The organism is Chryseobacterium sp. MYb7 (assembly GCF_002979455.1).
GTDB lineage: Bacteria > Bacteroidota > Bacteroidia > Flavobacteriales > Weeksellaceae > Chryseobacterium.
Genome location: NZ_PCOU01000039.1, coordinates 1 through 16694 on the forward strand (window position 1 = coordinate 1; position 16694 = coordinate 16694).

The following is a 16694-nucleotide window of genomic DNA, read 5'->3' on the forward strand; positions in this document are numbered from 1 at the left end:
TACAATAGCAGAAATATAATTCATCGTAATTAAGATGCTTCATGAACTATGTTCGTAAACCTTTAGTTTATGCTCAGTATGGCACGGCTAATACTAAGTGCTAAAAAAATTTAAGCATTATCCTGTCATCTTACATCCTTTAAAACTATCATCAATAAGCCTGGATTCCTACGAAATGACAGAGTGGAAATAATGTTTTATTACATACTATATCATCACCTGATAATATTTATTCAAATACCAGGGATTTTTTATATTTTAATTTGAAAATTGTGTAACTTAGTCATATCAAAAATGATTACGAATCTAAAAAAAATATAATATGAAAAAACATTTATTCCCTCTATTTTTACTGTTATTGGGTATTAATGCACAAGCACAACAGGATTTCTTTGCCATTACGGGAAAAGATACTCAGAGTATTACCTTCAATGATTTCCGCACAATTGATGCTGTTAATGGAACTTCTGGAGAGAAAATTTTTACAGCTGATTCTTCAACTAAAGTATTCTCACAGGCTAGAAAAGGTGTTGTCGCAGAAGATAAAAATTCTTACAATAACTCTCAGTCAATAACACTGGCAGCCCTTGCTTATGATTCTTCGAATAATAATCTGGTGTATATGCCTATGTTTTCTTCCAATATTTATGTTTTAAACCCTCAAACTAAAGAAATTACCTTGGTAGAAAATAATGTGGCAAGAATTTCTTCCTGTGATATCAATTCTCATATTACAAGAATGGCAACAGGATATAATGGAAATATTTATGTTGTAAATAATGCCGGGACACAATTTTTGGAAATCAGCAAAAAAAGTGGACAGTATGTGGTAAATGATCTAGGAATCATTAAAGATGAATCTTCGAATGGTAAAAATTCATTTACAGCTATGGAAACGGGATTTGGTGGTGATATGATTGCTGATACCGATAATAATTTCTATGTTTTTTCGGCTTCAGGAAATGTTTTCAAAGTCTTGACAAAAGATATGACCGCTAAATTTGTGGGTAAAATTGCTGGGATTCCAGATAACTATTCTGTAAACGGATCTGCTGTAAATGCTCAGGGCAAAGTGGTTATTGCAAGTGCAAAAGGAGGTGCTTTATATGAAGTAGATCTGATATCCTTACAGGCTATGCAACTTCCTGGGGAACAGGGATTGCATATCTATGACCTGGCAAGTAAATATTTTGTGAATGATAAAGCCTCTACTGCTAATGCTTTAGCCGATCTGGATATTTATCCAACAAAGGTGGATGAGCATTATATTAATGTTCATGTTAACAAAAATGTAAAAGGTAACATTCAACTGAATATTTTTGATATGTCCGGTAAAAATGTGATGACTCAGAATCTCTCTGTGAAGGATATTTCTCTGGATGAAAGAGTATATCTTAAAGGATTGGTGAGTGGAACTTACATTGTAAACATCACTAATGAATCTGGAAAAGCAATTTTTAATAAGAAGATTCTTGTAACAAAATAATTAAGAATTATAATTCAAAATATAGAGACCTTTTCAAACATTTTGAAAAGGTCTTTTAATGATTATTTGATATTCAATAAGTTTTATTTTTCGATATTAAAATGTACTTTTATAAAAAAATATAGATGAAACTATACTTTAATGTAGGATATATTGTAAAGGCCGGAGAAAATTTACAGCTTGTAATTAGTGAAGAAGGCGCTGCAGTACATATCCATACTATGTTTTATGGTGAAAATGGTTTATGGAAATGTGAAGTGGATAACTTTTCAAAATCTATTTCTTACCAATACAGAGTTGTAGATGAGAAAAAAAATGTATTACGAGAAGAATTTGTTCCGCATCATCTCAGTTTTCCACACAATTATAAGGAGTTTGTCATTTTTGACGAATGGAATAACAAGAATTTTCCAGAGAACTATTTAAACAACAAAATCCTTTACAATAAGCTGCACGATTTTGTTCCTGAAAAAGTAACGATTTTAAAAAAACATACTCACTTATTCAGAATAGAAGCACCTATTTATAATCCAGACTGGAGAGTTGTACTTTTTGGAAATACGGAATCTTTAGGGAGTTGGAATTATGAAAGAGTAATTCATCTTCATCAGACAGATTTTGGAATGTGGGAAGTTTCTGTTGAAATTCCGGAGAATGAATACATTCAATTCAAGTACTGTCTTTTTGATGTCAAACAAAACAGAGTCATTGATGTAGAAACAGGAGAAAACAGATTTACAGTAGCGAATCAGTTTCCGGATGTTTTACAGATTGTATCCAATCATTATTTTAAATTTAAAGGATACCAGATGTATCACGATGCTGGGGTAGCTGTTCCGGTATTCTCTTTGAGAAGTGAAGATGGATTTGGAGTAGGAGAATTTACTGACATTAAAAAACTGGCAGACTGGACGAAGGAAACCAACCTTGGTATTATCCAGATTCTTCCAATCAATGATACAACAGCGAATTATTCCTGGACAGATTCTTATCCTTATGCGGCCGTATCTGTTTATGCGTTGCATCCACAATATATCTCTTTAGAAAATCTTGACTTTTCTTTACCGAAAGAACTAGTTGATGAATATCTGCTTGAAAAAGAGAACTTAAACGCTCTGGATCTGATTGATTACGAAAAAATGATTGTGGGCAAATGGAAGTATCTTTCAGCTGTTTTTAATGCTGAAAAGGATAAAATTTATAAAGATAAAAACTTCAAAAAATTCATCAAAGATAATGAATACTGGCTTGTTCCGTATTCAGCATTCTGTGTATTGAGGGATAAATATAAAACACCCAATTTCAACGAGTGGAAAACCCACAAAAAATATATTGCAGGCAAGATCTCTCAGTTTTTTACAACAAAAAATAAGGATTATGATGCCTCTATGCTCCATGCATGGGTGCAGTACCAACTGCATGTACAGTTGAAAGACGCCGTAGATTACGCTCACAACCTGGGAATTTCGTTGAAGGGAGACCTTCCGATTGGTATTTACAGATATTCTGTGGAAGCATGGACAGAGCCTGAATTATTCGGAATGGATTTCCAGGCAGGAGCACCACCAGACCAGTTTACAGAATTAGGACAGAACTGGGAATTTCCAACTTATAATTGGGAAGCTATGAAAGCAGATGACTACAGATGGTGGAAAAACAGGTTCAAAGCATTGGAACAGTATTTTGATGCCATGAGAATAGATCATATTCTAGGTTTTTTCAGAATATGGAGAATGCCGATTTCTGCTGTACAAGGAATTTTAGGATACTTTTATCCGGCTGTTCCCATCGTAGTGGATGAATTTAAGGCATGGCAGATTCCGTTTAATTTTGACAGGTATTGTAAGCCTTTTATAAACAATCAAATTTTATGGGATTACTTTGGAGAAGAGGGCGGTAAAGCTCTTGAGTTTATGAATCGTAATGATAATGGAACTTATGCCTTCAAAGAAGAATTTGATACCCAAAGAAAGCTGGTTAATTTCTTTAAGAAAAAATCTTACGGTTCCCTTGAAGAAAAATTGATTGCCCTGTGTGCCAATGTTTTGTTCTTAACCGAAGAAAGAAACGGGAAAACTGTTTATCATCCAAGATTTAATGTTTACAATACAGAGTCTTATAAATACCTTCCGGAAGCGGAACAGAAAAATATTTATGAACTGTATCACGATTATTTCTTCAGAAGGCAGGATCATCTGTGGTTTGAAAAAGCTATGGAAAAGCTGCCAGTTATCCTGAATGCTACGAAAATGTTGATCTGTGGGGAAGATCTTGGGATGGTTCCTGCATGTGTACCGGTTGTAATGGATGAATTAGCCATTATAGCATTAAAAGTACAGAGAATGCCTTCTGAAAACATTCCGTTTTATAATCCTAAGAATGCAAGTTATATGAATGTAGTAACCGCTTCTTCCCATGACAGCTCTACATTGAGACAATGGTGGAAAGAAGATCCTGTACTTACCCAAAAATACTTCAATCAACAGTTGATTCAGTACGGAAAAGCTCCTGCAGACCTTAATCCTCACCTTGCGGAGATCATTATGAAGCAGCATTTATATAACGAATCTATGCTGGCAATTTTTCCTATTCAGGAGTTTCTGGCAACCGATGCAAAGCTCACCAATAAGAAAATGGATAACGAAAGAATAAATAATCCGGCAGTATTCCCTCATTATTGGCGCTATAGAATGCACATCAACCTGGAAGATCTGAAAATGCAAAAATCTTTCAACGAAAAAATTGCTTTCTGGATAAAAGATAGTGGAAGGATGTAAATTTAACATTTGATTATCAGTGAGTTAAAAAATATTTTAAAAGAAGTTTGATCTTAGGATTTAACTTCTTTTTTTTATTTGTATCAAAAAGATAGAATTAAGATATTCTGCTATATATTAACCAATTAACGACTATAGAGATGAAAAAAATATTTTTAGGATTAGCTTTTGGGTTAGGCGTTTTGACGTCAGCTCAACAGTATCCGAATAATGGTTGGGGTGATGACGGTTATTATCAGAATGATGGAGGCAATTACAGCGATGAAGATGATAGAAACTATTTCCCGGATGATTATTATTACAATTATCCTCAGGATTATTATCCAAGTGATTATTATCAAAGCTATTATAACGATTACAGAAACAGTATTATTAATATCGATTGGAATGGGTTTTTCGTTCAGAATAGATTAAGCAGATGGCAGGTAGACCAGATTATGAGATTGAATAATCTGTATGCAAGTTTTACATCATGGAATAATTTCTACAGATATAATCCGGATAGATGGTACTATGACAGGTTTTATGCGATGCAAAGAATTTTAGGCCCAAGAGTATTTGTTGTTTTCCAAAATAACTATTACAGAGGTTCCAGCCCAATTGTATATTTCCAGAATTATAGAAGAACATACTATGTACCGAGATATACTGTAATGCCAAGATATAGAAATATCAATATCAATGTCTATAGAGTAGACAGATCAAGATTCCGTAGAATGGACAATCCTACTTTTGATATTGTAAGAAGAGATAACAGAGGTGGTAACGGTTTCAGAAATACAGGAACTACAGAAAGTTCTGGAAGCTTCAGAGGAAATAATGGAGGTTTTAGAAACAGCAATGGAACAAACAGCGGAAGCACTACCAATAATGGAGGATTCCGAGGAAATTCTAATAATGGCGGAAACACTACCAGCAATGGAGGTTTCAGAGGTAATAATGGTGGAGGATTCCGAGGAAGTTCTGATAATGGAGGAACCAGAGTAAATACAGATAACAATGGAGGATTCAGAAGTAGTAATGGAGGCGGTTTCAGAGGAAACAGTGAAGTGAGAAGAGAAGCTCCTAGAAGAGAAGATAATGGTGGTTTTAGAAATAGTAATGGAGGAGGCTTCAGACAAAGATCTGAAAGTTCTGGCTCAAGACATGAAAGCCGTGGTAATGGTGGCGGGTTTAGAGGCAGTTTAGCAAGGAATTAATTTTCATATATTATATTTAAGTGGTGTGAAGGGTAGGTTTTTATAATCTGCCCTTTTTTTTGCTTTTATTTGATTTATTTTAGTTAAAATTTAACATTATTTATGAACTTGTTAATTTAACTTGTGTTTTAATTCATAATCAAAAAGATATAAAACAAGAAACAAGTAGAAAATAACAATTAATTAAATTTTAAAAAAGATGAAAAAATTAGTTTTAGCAATAGCATTGATCGGAATGGGAAGTTTTGCAATGGCACAACAAACCAATACAGCTACTCCACAAGACAGACAGGCAAGAGCTGTTGAAATGAAACAAAGAATGGAGCAAAAACAGCAGGATCGCCTTGCAGAAATGCAAAAAGATCTTAACCTTAATCAGTCTCAGGTAGCTCAAATAAAAGCTCTTCAGGATAAAAGAAAAGCAGAAATGAAAGCTGAGTTTGAAAAAAACAAGGGAGACAGACAAGCTAAGATGCAGGAAATGCAGGCCAAAAGAGCACAAATGGATGCAGATATGAAGAAAATCCTAAGTCCTGAACAATATGATAAATGGCAGGCTGACAGACAAGCAAAAGCAGATAAAATGAAAATGGGTATGAAGGAAAGAAGAATGATGAAAAAGCCTATGAATACAGGGACTGCTGATGTAAATTAAGAACCTTCAATTTTAGTTTTTTAATGTGTAAAGGATGGATGTTTTTCCATCCTTTTTGTATTAAATTTCTTTAAAACTTTTGATTTCGGGCTTTTATTCCCTATTTTTGACTATAAATTTAATACTTATGGTTAGCGAAAAAATTGCAAAATTAATTAACGAACAAATTGCCCACGAACAATACGCCGCTCAATATTATCTTTCAATGTCTGCATGGTTTTCCGGAAAAGATCTTGATGGAATTGCCAACTACTTTAGAGTACAAAGCAAAGAAGAATTGATGCATGCAGATAAAATGTTTGATTATCTGAACGATGTAGGAGGGGAAATTATCATCGGAGAAATTCCAAAACCTCCACATGAGTTCGAAAATGCAACAGATATTTTTGAAAAAGCATTGGCACATGAGAAAATCGTAACTAAAAGTATTTTCAATATTGTAAAAAATGCTAATGAAGAGGGAGATTTTGCTACAACATCATTCCTGCAATGGTTTATCAACGAGCAGGTAGAAGAAGAAGCAAGTGCTTCTCAGTATGTAACAAAAATCAAAATGGTATGTGATAACCCATCAGCATTATACCTTTTTGACCAGGAACTGTCTCAGAGAGTATTCACTCCTAATACAACTGCATAAGATTGAAACTTTTCAAAATATAAAACCGCTATCCCTAGGAATAGCGGTTTTTATTTTATACTAATATTTCTTCATATATTCAATAGAAGTGGGCTCGAATCCTGAGCTTAACCGAAAGAAGCCCGTTATCAAAAAATCAAAATCCCCATAGTTTTAGCCAAAACTTATAATGTAATAAGGATCATTTTTTCCTCTGTATTTTAACGGCAACAATAAAAACAAATGCACCTAATACAAAACTCAGGAGTAAAGATTTTAGAATGTTTCCAATAGGCATATATTGGTGTCCATCCTCTGTAACAGGCGGATCCAGAGTATCAATAATATTAAAAGTCACCACAGTGGAGACCGACATGATGATCACACTTATTACAAAGGAAATTAAATATATTCTCATGGTTGGTTGTAATCAAAATAAATGATACATCATATTCTATTCGTACTTAATAAAAATAATAAAATCATTTCTATTTTGAATCATTTTTATATTAACCTTTTGGTAATGTTGTTTTTAAAGAATTTATAGATATATAATCTGAGTTTTGAGAACCTTTTTCCCCAGACGTTCCAAGATATTTTTATAACCTTCTACCTGTGCTTCATCCTTGGTTTTCTGTTCACCGGTTTTGAAATCAACAATCATATACCCTTCATCACCCTTTAAAATACGGTCTGGTCTGAATATATGGCTTTCTCCGTTTTCAGAAATCATAATGTCCTTTTCATTGATTACTTCCCATTTTTCATCAAAAAATTCAGAATAAGTTCTGACGATCTCCTGTAAAGTGAGCTGTATTTCATTTTTTTCCTCCAAAGTGATCTGACCTTCCAAAGCATAGCCTTCCAATACCTTGCTGATATCTTTTTCAGTATTGATCTTTGATAAAAGCTCGTGTACAAAAAGCCCTATTCTTACCTTTTCATTTCGAACCTGATAGTTTTTTGAAGGCGTTGCAATCTTGATAGAAGTACTTTGTTCGTTGACATTCTTCACATCCTGAATATTTTTGGTTTTAAAAGATGAACTTTTATCTTTCGAGTATTTTTTCAACATTTCAGGATTCACTTCATATACATCAAATTCATCAGATTGTTCCTTATTCTTGGTTTGAAGGAATTCCAGCAGCTCAAGGTTATTAGAAGTCTTGTTGGCTTTTTGAAGATAAAAAAACAACTGTTCAACAGGTCTTGTGGTGGCAACATACTGCAGACATAATCTGTCAATTAGATTTTTATAAGAATTTTTGGTGTTGAAAAACAGAATTTCATCATCATACGCTTCCAGGTTTTTGCTAAACTGGTTGATGTTGACTGATTTCAAAGCTTCATTCTCATTCGTATCAAACCAGTTGGTAAATTCACTATCCCGGTTCTTATTCATCATAGGAATAAAAACAATGGGGAATTCCAATCCTTTAGACTTGTGAATGGTCATGATCTGAATCGCGTCAATATTTTCTGAAGCCTGAATAGTATACGAAGAAGCCTCTTCATCCCAATATTTCAAAAATTCTTTCGTGCTTGCACCAGCATTCTGGGTAAAGTTAAAAAGCATTTCCAGAAAGTTCAATAAGAAATCTGTTTCTTTGTTTTCGACAGAAAATTCGTTGATATAATACTCAATAAAATTATACAGATTAAATCTCGGGAAATTATCCTGTTTAAGCTGAAGTGAATATTTCTCCTGAATAAACTGAAGAATCTCTTCATGGCCTTCAATATCCAGAATTTCTTTCATATCTAAAGTAAAATCCGGCATTTGAATTTTCCCCAATGTATTCAGGTGGTACATCATCATAATCAGACAATGTTTATTCTTGGGATTAAGTTCCCAACGCAGATATTCAATTACAGCCTTTAAAGTATTGGAAAGTTCCAGCGTAAGACCTTTATCAGATATTGTCTTAATGTTGATTTCCTCACCACGATAATTGACCTTTAAAGCACCCAGTTTTTGGGAATAACTGAAAATGTCAAAATTTCCACGGCAAAGGATGGTGATATCAGAAAACTTAAAACCATTATCCAGACATTCCTGTATATCTTTTCGCATTCTTTCCGAAGTATCCTGGTAAAACTCTTCATTCGTAAGATTTTCTATCAGATTCACCTTTACACGCCCATCCATCTTGGATTTTGGGTTTTGCTCTGCATCTGTCCCGAAAATATTCTTATGCTCTTCCAGCAATCCTTCAGAATGAAAACGGTACAATTCATTATTGAACTGTACAATGTTTCTTGCACTTCTCCAGTTATCTTTTAATACAAGGAGATCTGCTTCCTTCGGCGAGAATTCTTTTTTGTTGATAATATCGAGCATCAGTTTACTCTCTCCACCACGGAATCTGTAAATACTCTGCTTAGGATCTCCCACCAGTGTAAAAGAAGTATATTCTGTAGAAACGCTATGATCCCTCAGCGGAACAAAATTCTGCCACTGAAGTTCTGATGTATCCTGAAACTCATCAAAGAAATAATGCTGAAACTGGGCACCTACTTTTTCATAAATGAAAGCAGAAGGTTCATTCTTAAGATTTTCATTAATCAAGATATTAAACTTGGAAAGAAGAACAAGATCATTTTCTTCTTCAATTTTTTGAAGCTCATCCTGAATATCTTTATTTACTTTTAAAGGAAGAAGAGCAGATAATATTTTTTCTTTCTTTTGGGTCTCAATGAACAGAAGAATAAGTTTCATTCTGTTATCAAGAAGCTGATCCAGGATTTCAAAAATCTCAGATTCTTTATGCTTTGATTTTGAAGATGCTCCCTTTTTATAATTATTGATAACAGATTCTTCCTGAGTCGTAGGAAAAGGGAATCCGGCTCTTTTCTGTTGATAGAAATCGATCACTTTAGTAAAGAATCCTCCAATTCCGTTTTTACCCTGGGCAAAATCTTCAATATCAATATCTCTTGATTTGAATAATTCAATAGAACCGGCAGCAAGTTCCGCAGATTGTTTTTTATTAAGAACGATCTCTTTACGAAGTGTATTTTTTATATTTTCATAATTGGCATCATCAAAGCTTTTGTTGCTTTTCAAATGCTCGTAATGAATGTCCTTCACAAATTCTTTAGCAGAATCGTAAAGGTTTTTATTAAGATTGATTCTTTCATTATTTTCAAGACTGTAGTCTACATAATCCATAAAAGAATTGGAAATCGTTTCATTCTCACCAATCTGATCCAGCATTTTATCAACTGCTTCTATCAAAAACGGTTCTGCTTCAATTTCCAGATTGAAATTTTTTGCTAGTCCCAATTCATAGGAAAAGCTTCTTACCAATCTTGAATTAAAACGGTCAATTGTACCAATATTCAGTGTGGAATAATTGTGGAGAACATAATCCAAAAGTTTTTTTGAACGATGATGAAGCTCATCAATGGTAATTTTTAAACCCTGTTCTTCAAATGCTTTCTGAATATTTTTCAGATCAGTATTCTCTGCATACTCTTTTGCTGAGAAATTTCCCAGCCAGGATAAAATTCTTTCCTTCATCTCGTTTGCAGCCTTATTGGTGAAAGTCAGAGCGAGAATATTCCTGATCGACTGTTGTTGATTAGGATAACGGAGACAGATCATCAGAAGCCTTTGTACCAGGGCGTAAGTTTTCCCGGATCCGGCAGAAGCATTGATGACTGTGTAAGAATTTTGCATTGTTGAAAGAGAATTGAGACTGCAAGTTAGCTAAAATTTAAAAGAATTTTTAACAATTTAATCAACCGATTTAACAGTTTAGAAGGCAAAAATTAAAAAGAAATATTAAAACACGTTAACTGTGGTTAAACTTATGGTATAAATTAAAAATAATTTTAGCTTTGCTTTATAAAAAATAGCCTGTGAAACTTAAACTATTCTTTTTTTTATCTTTTATTTTATGTATCCACACTCATGCCCAAAATTATATTTTTGGAAAAATTATTTCTGAAAGCGGTACTGAAATGCAGGATGTAAATGTCATCAACATACGGACTGATGAAATAGTAGTTTCAAACCGGGACGGTCACTTTATGATTTCCGGAAGGCAGGGTGATGAATTAAGGTTTGTAAAAGCAGGATATGAACGTCTAGCAAAAAAAGTTTCTTTGGAAAATACACAATCTCCGATGAACGTAAGTTTGGTTCGCCAAACCATTCAGATTCCTGAAGTAGAAGTGAAACAAGGTCTTACCGGAAACCTGAAAATAGATTCAAAGCTTTATAACAAACCTAAAAAAGTGGAAAAGCTGATTAAAGAAATAGACCAATATATTGCTCAGAAATCGGATCCGAGAATATTAGCTGCAAGACCTGGGGAATTTGTACAGCCAAAAGGACAGGGATTTTCGATTGGAAAAGTGAAAAACAAATGGGATGATATTGATTTGATGAAATATATCAGAGCCAGTCTTGGAGATGAGTATTTCACCAGTCTTAAGATAGAAAAACCTCTGATAGATCATTTTATTTTTTATGTTTTTGCAGGTGGTTTCGAAAGAAAAAAAATCCTGAAATATGGATTCTGCAGTGATGCAGATCTGAACAGGTTTCAGAGTTTTGTTCTGACAAGAATTTCATCTTATCGTGCTCCGCAAACTCAAAGATAGATGGAAATAAAAAATATCAGTAAATGTATTTTTCTTGTACTTTTTTGTATGGCTTCAGAAATTTGGGCGCAGAAAAAAATATCAGGAAGGGCTATCACCATTAATGAGCTGGATTTAACTCCCGTGCTCATTGTCAATATTTCAAGCGGCAAAAGTATCTTAAGTGATATGTCCGGGAAGTTTGAGATCGAAGCAAAAGAAAATGATGAGATCAGATTTGTTAAAGAAGGATATTACCGCATTGATAAAAAGATTACGGGAGATGATTTTAATTCTCCGTTGAGTATTATTCTGAAAAAAATGGAGATTCAGATTCCTGAGGTGAAAATAAAATATAAACCTACAGGAAATCTTGCAAAAGATAACCAGCATTTGAATGAATCAAGAAAAATCCAGTCATTAAAATCTGATTTGGAGAATTATATGAAAAGCCCCCTTTATCAGCCTTTACCCAATAATGCCATATCAAAAACTTTTACGGGACATGATTTTAATGCGGGACAGGTAAATGTACTTGGAGTGTTGAGTGCTGTAGCTGGTTTGGTAAATAAAGCAACAAAACCTAAAATTACCAAAGCTAATTACAATGAAACTCAGGATTTCCTGAAAAGAGTAAGAAATGAAGTGAATCTGGGATTCCTGAAAAAATACGGAATGGGTGAAGAAGAGATTGATGCTTTTCTTCTTTATGCAGATAAAACCCGTTCCCTTGCAAAAAGATTTAGGAAAGATTTTCAGATAAGTGATGTAGAATATGAGCTTAAAGTAGCATTCGCGGAATACAGTAAAACGAATAAGCTAGAAGGGGCTAAAGAATAACTTTTTATAAAAATTGAATTATTTCATTAAAAATATAGGAGCATTAAGGCAGAGAAAGATTTTTCTTTTCCTTATGATGCTGTGTAGTACTTTTATTTTCTCCCAGCAGACTGTTACAGGACGAATAGTGGATGAAACAGGTGAAAACCTAAGTAAAGTAATCGTTATCAATATGTCTACTGACAAAAAAGTATACTCAGATGCAGAAGGAATATTTTCTATTAACGCTAATCCTAATGATGAACTGAGATTTGTAAAAGAAGATTTCAAAAGGATATCAAGAAGAGTTCTTACCAATGGTGTTAATTCCCCTTTGTTTATTACTCTTTATATGATTCCGAAAGATGTAGGTGAAGTTAAGATCGTGAAAAAACTTACCGGAGATCTGGAAACGGATTCGAGGATTGTAGCTAAAGTAGATAAGGGAGAGCAGGTAAGAGATGCTGTAGGACTTCCGCAACCGGTAGGAAAAATGAGGGAAAAACCAGCAGAAGTGAAAAGTGTTCTTTTACCTATGCTTTTAGGAAACCTGAATGTTCAGGGTGTGTATGATCTGATCAGTGGGAAAGCAAGAAGACAGAAAAGACAATATAAATATGATGATCTCCAGGAGCACATTGCATGGGTTCGGGAGAGGATAGATGATGATTATTTTGTCAATGCAGGGATTCCCGCAGATAGGATTTCAGAATTTATTCAGTTTTCATTCTTGGCAAAACCTCAGGTACGAACTTATGTAAAAGCAAAAAACCTTTCGGGCGTCATGCTGAGATTGGAAGAAACAGTTCCTCTTTTTATAGAAAGGCTGAAACAGAATCAAAAATAAGTTTCTAAGCTTTCAGCTTTCTGTTTTTAAAATGTTAAAAAAATCTTAAAATATTGGAATAAAAATTGATACAACCTTTATTGTAACAACAACTCAATTCACAAATTTTATGAACAAAAACATTTTTGCAGTAGCCATAGCGGCGCTAGGTTTCGTAATCGGCCTCGGCTTTTTAGGAAATGCTATTAAAAACAGAAACAAATCTGAAAATACAATCTCCGTTACAGGGCTTGGAATAAAACAATTTACTTCGGATTTGATTACCTGGTCCGGAAGTTTTTCCAAAAATAATGCTGACCTGAAATCCGCTTATGATGAATTGGCAACAGACAGAAAAGTGATCAACGATTATTTGCTTTCAAAAGGAATACAACAGAAAGAGATTGTATTTTCTTCCGTAGATATTCAAAAACAATTCAGAAGTTATAATGATTCTAACGGAAATTATGTACAGGGAGAATTCTCTGGATATAATCTTACTCAAAAGGTGTCGATTGAAAGTAAAGAAGTGGGGAAAATAGAAAACCTGTCCAGAAATATTACAGAGATTATCAATCGCGGAATTGAATTTACTTCTTCTTCACCAGCCTATTTTTACACTAAACTGGCCACTGTAAAACAGGAAATGATTGCCAGTGCAACAAAAGATGCTAAAGAACGTGCTGAAAAAATTGCAGAAAATTCAGGAAGTAAATTGGGAAATCTGAAGAAAGCAACGATGGGAGTTATTCAGATTACTGCCCCAAATTCTAACGAGGATTATTCCTATGGAGGAACTTTCAATACTTCTTCCAAGGAAAAAGAAGCCAGTATCACCATAAAACTGGAATATGAAGTAAATTAATCAAAAATATAAACAAAAAACGCCGGAAAATAATTCCGGCGTTTTATATTTTAAGCGTAAACAGTATTACAAATTTCGTTTTTAAGCTCTTCCAGATTCTCTGGAGTATAATTAGCAAGCAGCCACAGATTCAAAGATTTTTTCCCTTCTCCATAACTTGGCTGTACATGAGTAGTATCAATCAGGCTAAAATTATTTCTCTGATAAAAAGTATAGCGCCTTGAAGCATCTTCACTCAGCTCCGCTGGTTCAATTTCCAAGATAATATTCGGATAACTTTCTGATAAATGATTCATAATATGAGAACCCAGTTTTTTACTTCTGAATGCTTCAAACACTTCAAAATGTTCTACAAAAACAAAAGAACTCAGCTCCCAAAGAATGAGATAGCCAATAGCTTCAGATTCATGAATGGCAGACATGAACTTTACATGTGGATTTGAAAATAAACCCTCAAACTGTTTTTTATCTCTTTGTTCGTCTACAGGAAAAGTAGTGGTGTAAGAAGTATAGATTTCCTGAACTCTATGATCTTCAGCTGAAGTAATTGGTAAAAATTCCATAGTTTATAAATCAAAGACGCTAGGTCTTCTGGTGATGAAAATATCTTTAATCCAAAGTGTAAATGCCAATCCCAGATAGATCAGGAAGAAAAAACCGGCTGTGGCAAAAGTAGAGTAGATGAAGAAGATTCTCAGCTTAGATACGGGAATCCCCAGCTTGGCACCCATTCTTGTCAGTACACCAAACCACTCTCTTTCCATTTTATGACGGATATTACTCAGCATTTCCAGATTGTTATTTAAAAGTTTAAATCCAATACTGCAAGGTAAGGAATTTTTTTGATACAGGTTTTTCTCGTAGGTCTCTATTATCTACGCCTATTCTTTTAAAAGTTTAAATCCAATGCCGCATGCCAGGCAGTTTTTTGTTTCACAATTGGTTTTATGATGATAGATCATACTTTGGCTTTCTAATGCATTAGCAACTTCCAGTCCCAGTTTTTTCCAGCCTGTAATGATGGTATTTTTCTCAGCAGAAATAGATTTGTACAGTTCAATAATTTCATCTGTAATTTCTTCGTGGTGATATCTGTGATAAGCATATTTTAAAGGAAGCACTGTGTTTAAAATAAGTAGATCAATAAATTCTTTGCTCAATGTTTTAGGGTGTACTTTGGAAATATTTCCAAAATTAAAATGAGAATTCCAATATTCAGAGGCTTTTATAGAACCGAAGATATTGTACAACTGATCAGCATTTTTGGCTTCCATGATTTTTGAGAATAAATTCTGATGTTTGTAAAGATCTGCCAATTGAGAAAGGCGGATTGTTGGAAAATTGGGAGGTCTTAAACGTAAAAATTTGGGATGAAAAGTAAGATCTGGAATAGAAAACTTGGCTTTAATGAATTCAAATTCTCTTTTCCAAATCTTCATTTGATCGTCCTGTGGCTCATTAAGCCAGCCTGAAATCCCAAACAATAAAGCTTCATGCTGAATAGGATTCTGACGGATTTTATTAATGATGCTATAATCTATACTTTCAGCAATCTGCCGGAAAATATGAGCATTGACTTTTAAACCAAATGAATAAGCAAAGCTGTGAAATAAAACAGCTTCAAAATTATTTTTATAATGACTTAAACTCTGCTCAATTTCTGAAGATTTCTCATCCAGCTTTTTCAGAATATTTTCTTCATGAAAATTGACCGGGATTTTTTCTGTATCGAATATGTTTTCACAGGCGATAAATTCTTCTTCGTCAACAAATTTTTCATATTTCCGGACAATATTTTCATCTGTATAATCTTTAAGTTCCAAGGTAGGAACATGTTTTCCGGTAAGTTCATGAATATCTATATCGTGAAGAAAAACTACATGGAGAATGATATTCTGATAATTGGGGTCCTGGGAATGATTATGGAAAATCCAGTCTGAAGAGCGGATATGCAGTTCGATATTTCCCGCGAGAAGTAAGCTGTTTACTTTGATTTTAGCATCCAGAAAATCAGGGCCGGCATTTTTATTCCATTTTCCAAAATGGATGATTTCAACGGAATTCCCTTCAATATCCTTGAAGTCAAAATGTTTGAAAATCTTATAGTTCCAAAGATATTGAAGTAGTTTTTCCGTCATAAGTGTAACGTAAATATATTAAAATATTATTGTATTTGTTTGGTTCTTATAAAATAATAAGTTTTTATTAATTTAATATTTATGATTTATTTATTTGATTTAGTGAAAGTTGAAACTATAGCTGTTTTTTTTACTTTATGGTTATTTTTTTCAAAAGTTGAATTTTAAAATTATTTATATCTTAGCTCCAATAATTTTAACGAAACAAGCGTAAGCTGTCGAATTGGTATTAGAAAACTGCGAATCTTCTATGACAACCAAATATTGACAGACTTACGCCTATGTACCTATATGGGCATGGGCGAGGTCTTTTTGGTTGTCGGGTTCTTCGCAGTACCTCTAATACGGATTGACTTTTGCTCCGTGCCTTTCTTTTTTTTAAATAAAGAAAATTTTTTTTGGTTATGATATAATACGACACGATCTGTCGCTTTGAAGCGATAGCTTTGTTACTAGAGAAAAAACAATTAAAAAACAACAATATAAAAATTAAAAAATATGAAATTACTTTACTTCCCTTAAAATCAGAATTTAAAATACCGTGATTTTACGGATTGTCAAAAAAATAGATAGTGTTTAAGTTTACTGTCGAAAAACAATAACAAATGAGAGAAAAGAAATTATGTTTTCCTGCTTAATTTCTTGTATGCGCAGTATAAGAAATTTTCCTTACTTCTTTTGTGTAGGGCTTTAAAGCCTAAGGTCTTTGTGACTAATTAAGTA

At 33.6% G+C, this 16694-nt stretch carries 13 protein-coding genes; 9 read left to right on the forward strand and 4 right to left on the reverse strand.

Annotation, left to right across the window (positions count from 1 at the left end; genetic code table 11):
* Positions 1-322 precede the first annotated feature (322 nt).
* The 5 genes from CQ046_RS21790 (at position 323) to CQ046_RS21810 (ending at position 6754) form a co-directional block, all read left to right on the forward strand.
* Positions 323-1486, forward strand: a complete 1164-nt coding sequence (locus CQ046_RS21790) for a T9SS type A sorting domain-containing protein (RefSeq protein WP_105704288.1) — start codon at positions 323-325, stop codon at positions 1484-1486.
* A 125-nt stretch (positions 1487-1611) separates the two neighbouring features.
* Positions 1612-4263 (forward strand): 4-alpha-glucanotransferase, encoded by a 2652-nt coding sequence (locus tag CQ046_RS21795; RefSeq protein WP_105704289.1) that lies wholly within the window; start codon positions 1612-1614, stop codon positions 4261-4263.
* A 140-nt stretch (positions 4264-4403) separates the two neighbouring features.
* The gene (locus CQ046_RS21800) at positions 4404-5462 is read left to right on the forward strand and encodes a hypothetical protein (protein ID WP_105704290.1); all 1059 of its coding nucleotides are present in this window, start codon (positions 4404-4406) and stop codon (positions 5460-5462) included.
* Between the two features lie 199 nt (positions 5463-5661).
* Entirely contained in the window at positions 5662-6117 is a 456-nt protein-coding gene (locus CQ046_RS21805) for a hypothetical protein (protein WP_105704291.1), read from the forward strand.
* 127 nt (positions 6118-6244) lie between these two features.
* On the forward strand, positions 6245-6754 hold the full coding sequence (locus CQ046_RS21810) for a ferritin (protein ID WP_105704292.1): 510 nt from the start codon (positions 6245-6247) through the stop codon (positions 6752-6754).
* A gap of 520 nt (positions 6755-7274) precedes the next feature.
* Here the strand turns inward: CQ046_RS21810 and CQ046_RS21815 are convergent.
* Positions 7275-10415, reverse strand: a complete 3141-nt coding sequence (locus CQ046_RS21815; RefSeq protein WP_105704293.1) for a UvrD-helicase domain-containing protein — start codon at positions 10413-10415, stop codon at positions 7275-7277.
* A gap of 182 nt (positions 10416-10597) precedes the next feature.
* On the opposite strand from CQ046_RS21815, the gene CQ046_RS21820 reads away from it, so the two are divergent.
* From CQ046_RS21820 to CQ046_RS21835, 4 genes are all read left to right on the forward strand, one after another.
* Positions 10598-11344, forward strand: a complete 747-nt coding sequence (locus CQ046_RS21820) for a hypothetical protein (protein ID WP_105704294.1) — start codon at positions 10598-10600, stop codon at positions 11342-11344.
* A 48-nt stretch (positions 11345-11392) separates the two neighbouring features.
* A complete protein-coding gene (locus tag CQ046_RS21825) occupies positions 11393-12163 on the forward strand; it encodes a hypothetical protein (RefSeq protein ID WP_228407023.1) in 771 nt (256 codons plus the stop codon).
* A 13-nt stretch (positions 12164-12176) separates the two neighbouring features.
* Entirely contained in the window at positions 12177-12989 is an 813-nt protein-coding gene (locus tag CQ046_RS21830; RefSeq protein ID WP_228407024.1) for a carboxypeptidase-like regulatory domain-containing protein, read from the forward strand.
* 109 nt (positions 12990-13098) lie between these two features.
* Positions 13099-13833 (forward strand): SIMPL domain-containing protein, encoded by a 735-nt coding sequence (locus tag CQ046_RS21835; RefSeq protein ID WP_105704296.1) that lies wholly within the window; start codon positions 13099-13101, stop codon positions 13831-13833.
* 50 nt (positions 13834-13883) lie between these two features.
* Here the strand turns inward: CQ046_RS21835 and CQ046_RS21840 are convergent, their stop codons facing one another.
* From CQ046_RS21840 to CQ046_RS21850, 3 genes are all read right to left on the reverse strand, one after another.
* A complete protein-coding gene (locus CQ046_RS21840) occupies positions 13884-14396 on the reverse strand; it encodes a GNAT family N-acetyltransferase (RefSeq protein ID WP_105704297.1) in 513 nt (170 codons plus the stop codon).
* 3 nt (positions 14397-14399) lie between these two features.
* Positions 14400-14621, reverse strand: coding sequence for a PspC family transcriptional regulator (locus CQ046_RS21845; protein ID WP_027373948.1), 222 nt, complete (start codon positions 14619-14621; stop codon positions 14400-14402).
* A 93-nt stretch (positions 14622-14714) separates the two neighbouring features.
* Positions 14715-15971: a DUF2851 family protein gene (locus tag CQ046_RS21850; protein ID WP_105704298.1), complete on the reverse strand. Its 1257-nt coding sequence runs from the start codon at positions 15969-15971 to the stop codon at positions 14715-14717.
* Between the last annotated feature and the right edge of the window lie 723 nt (positions 15972-16694).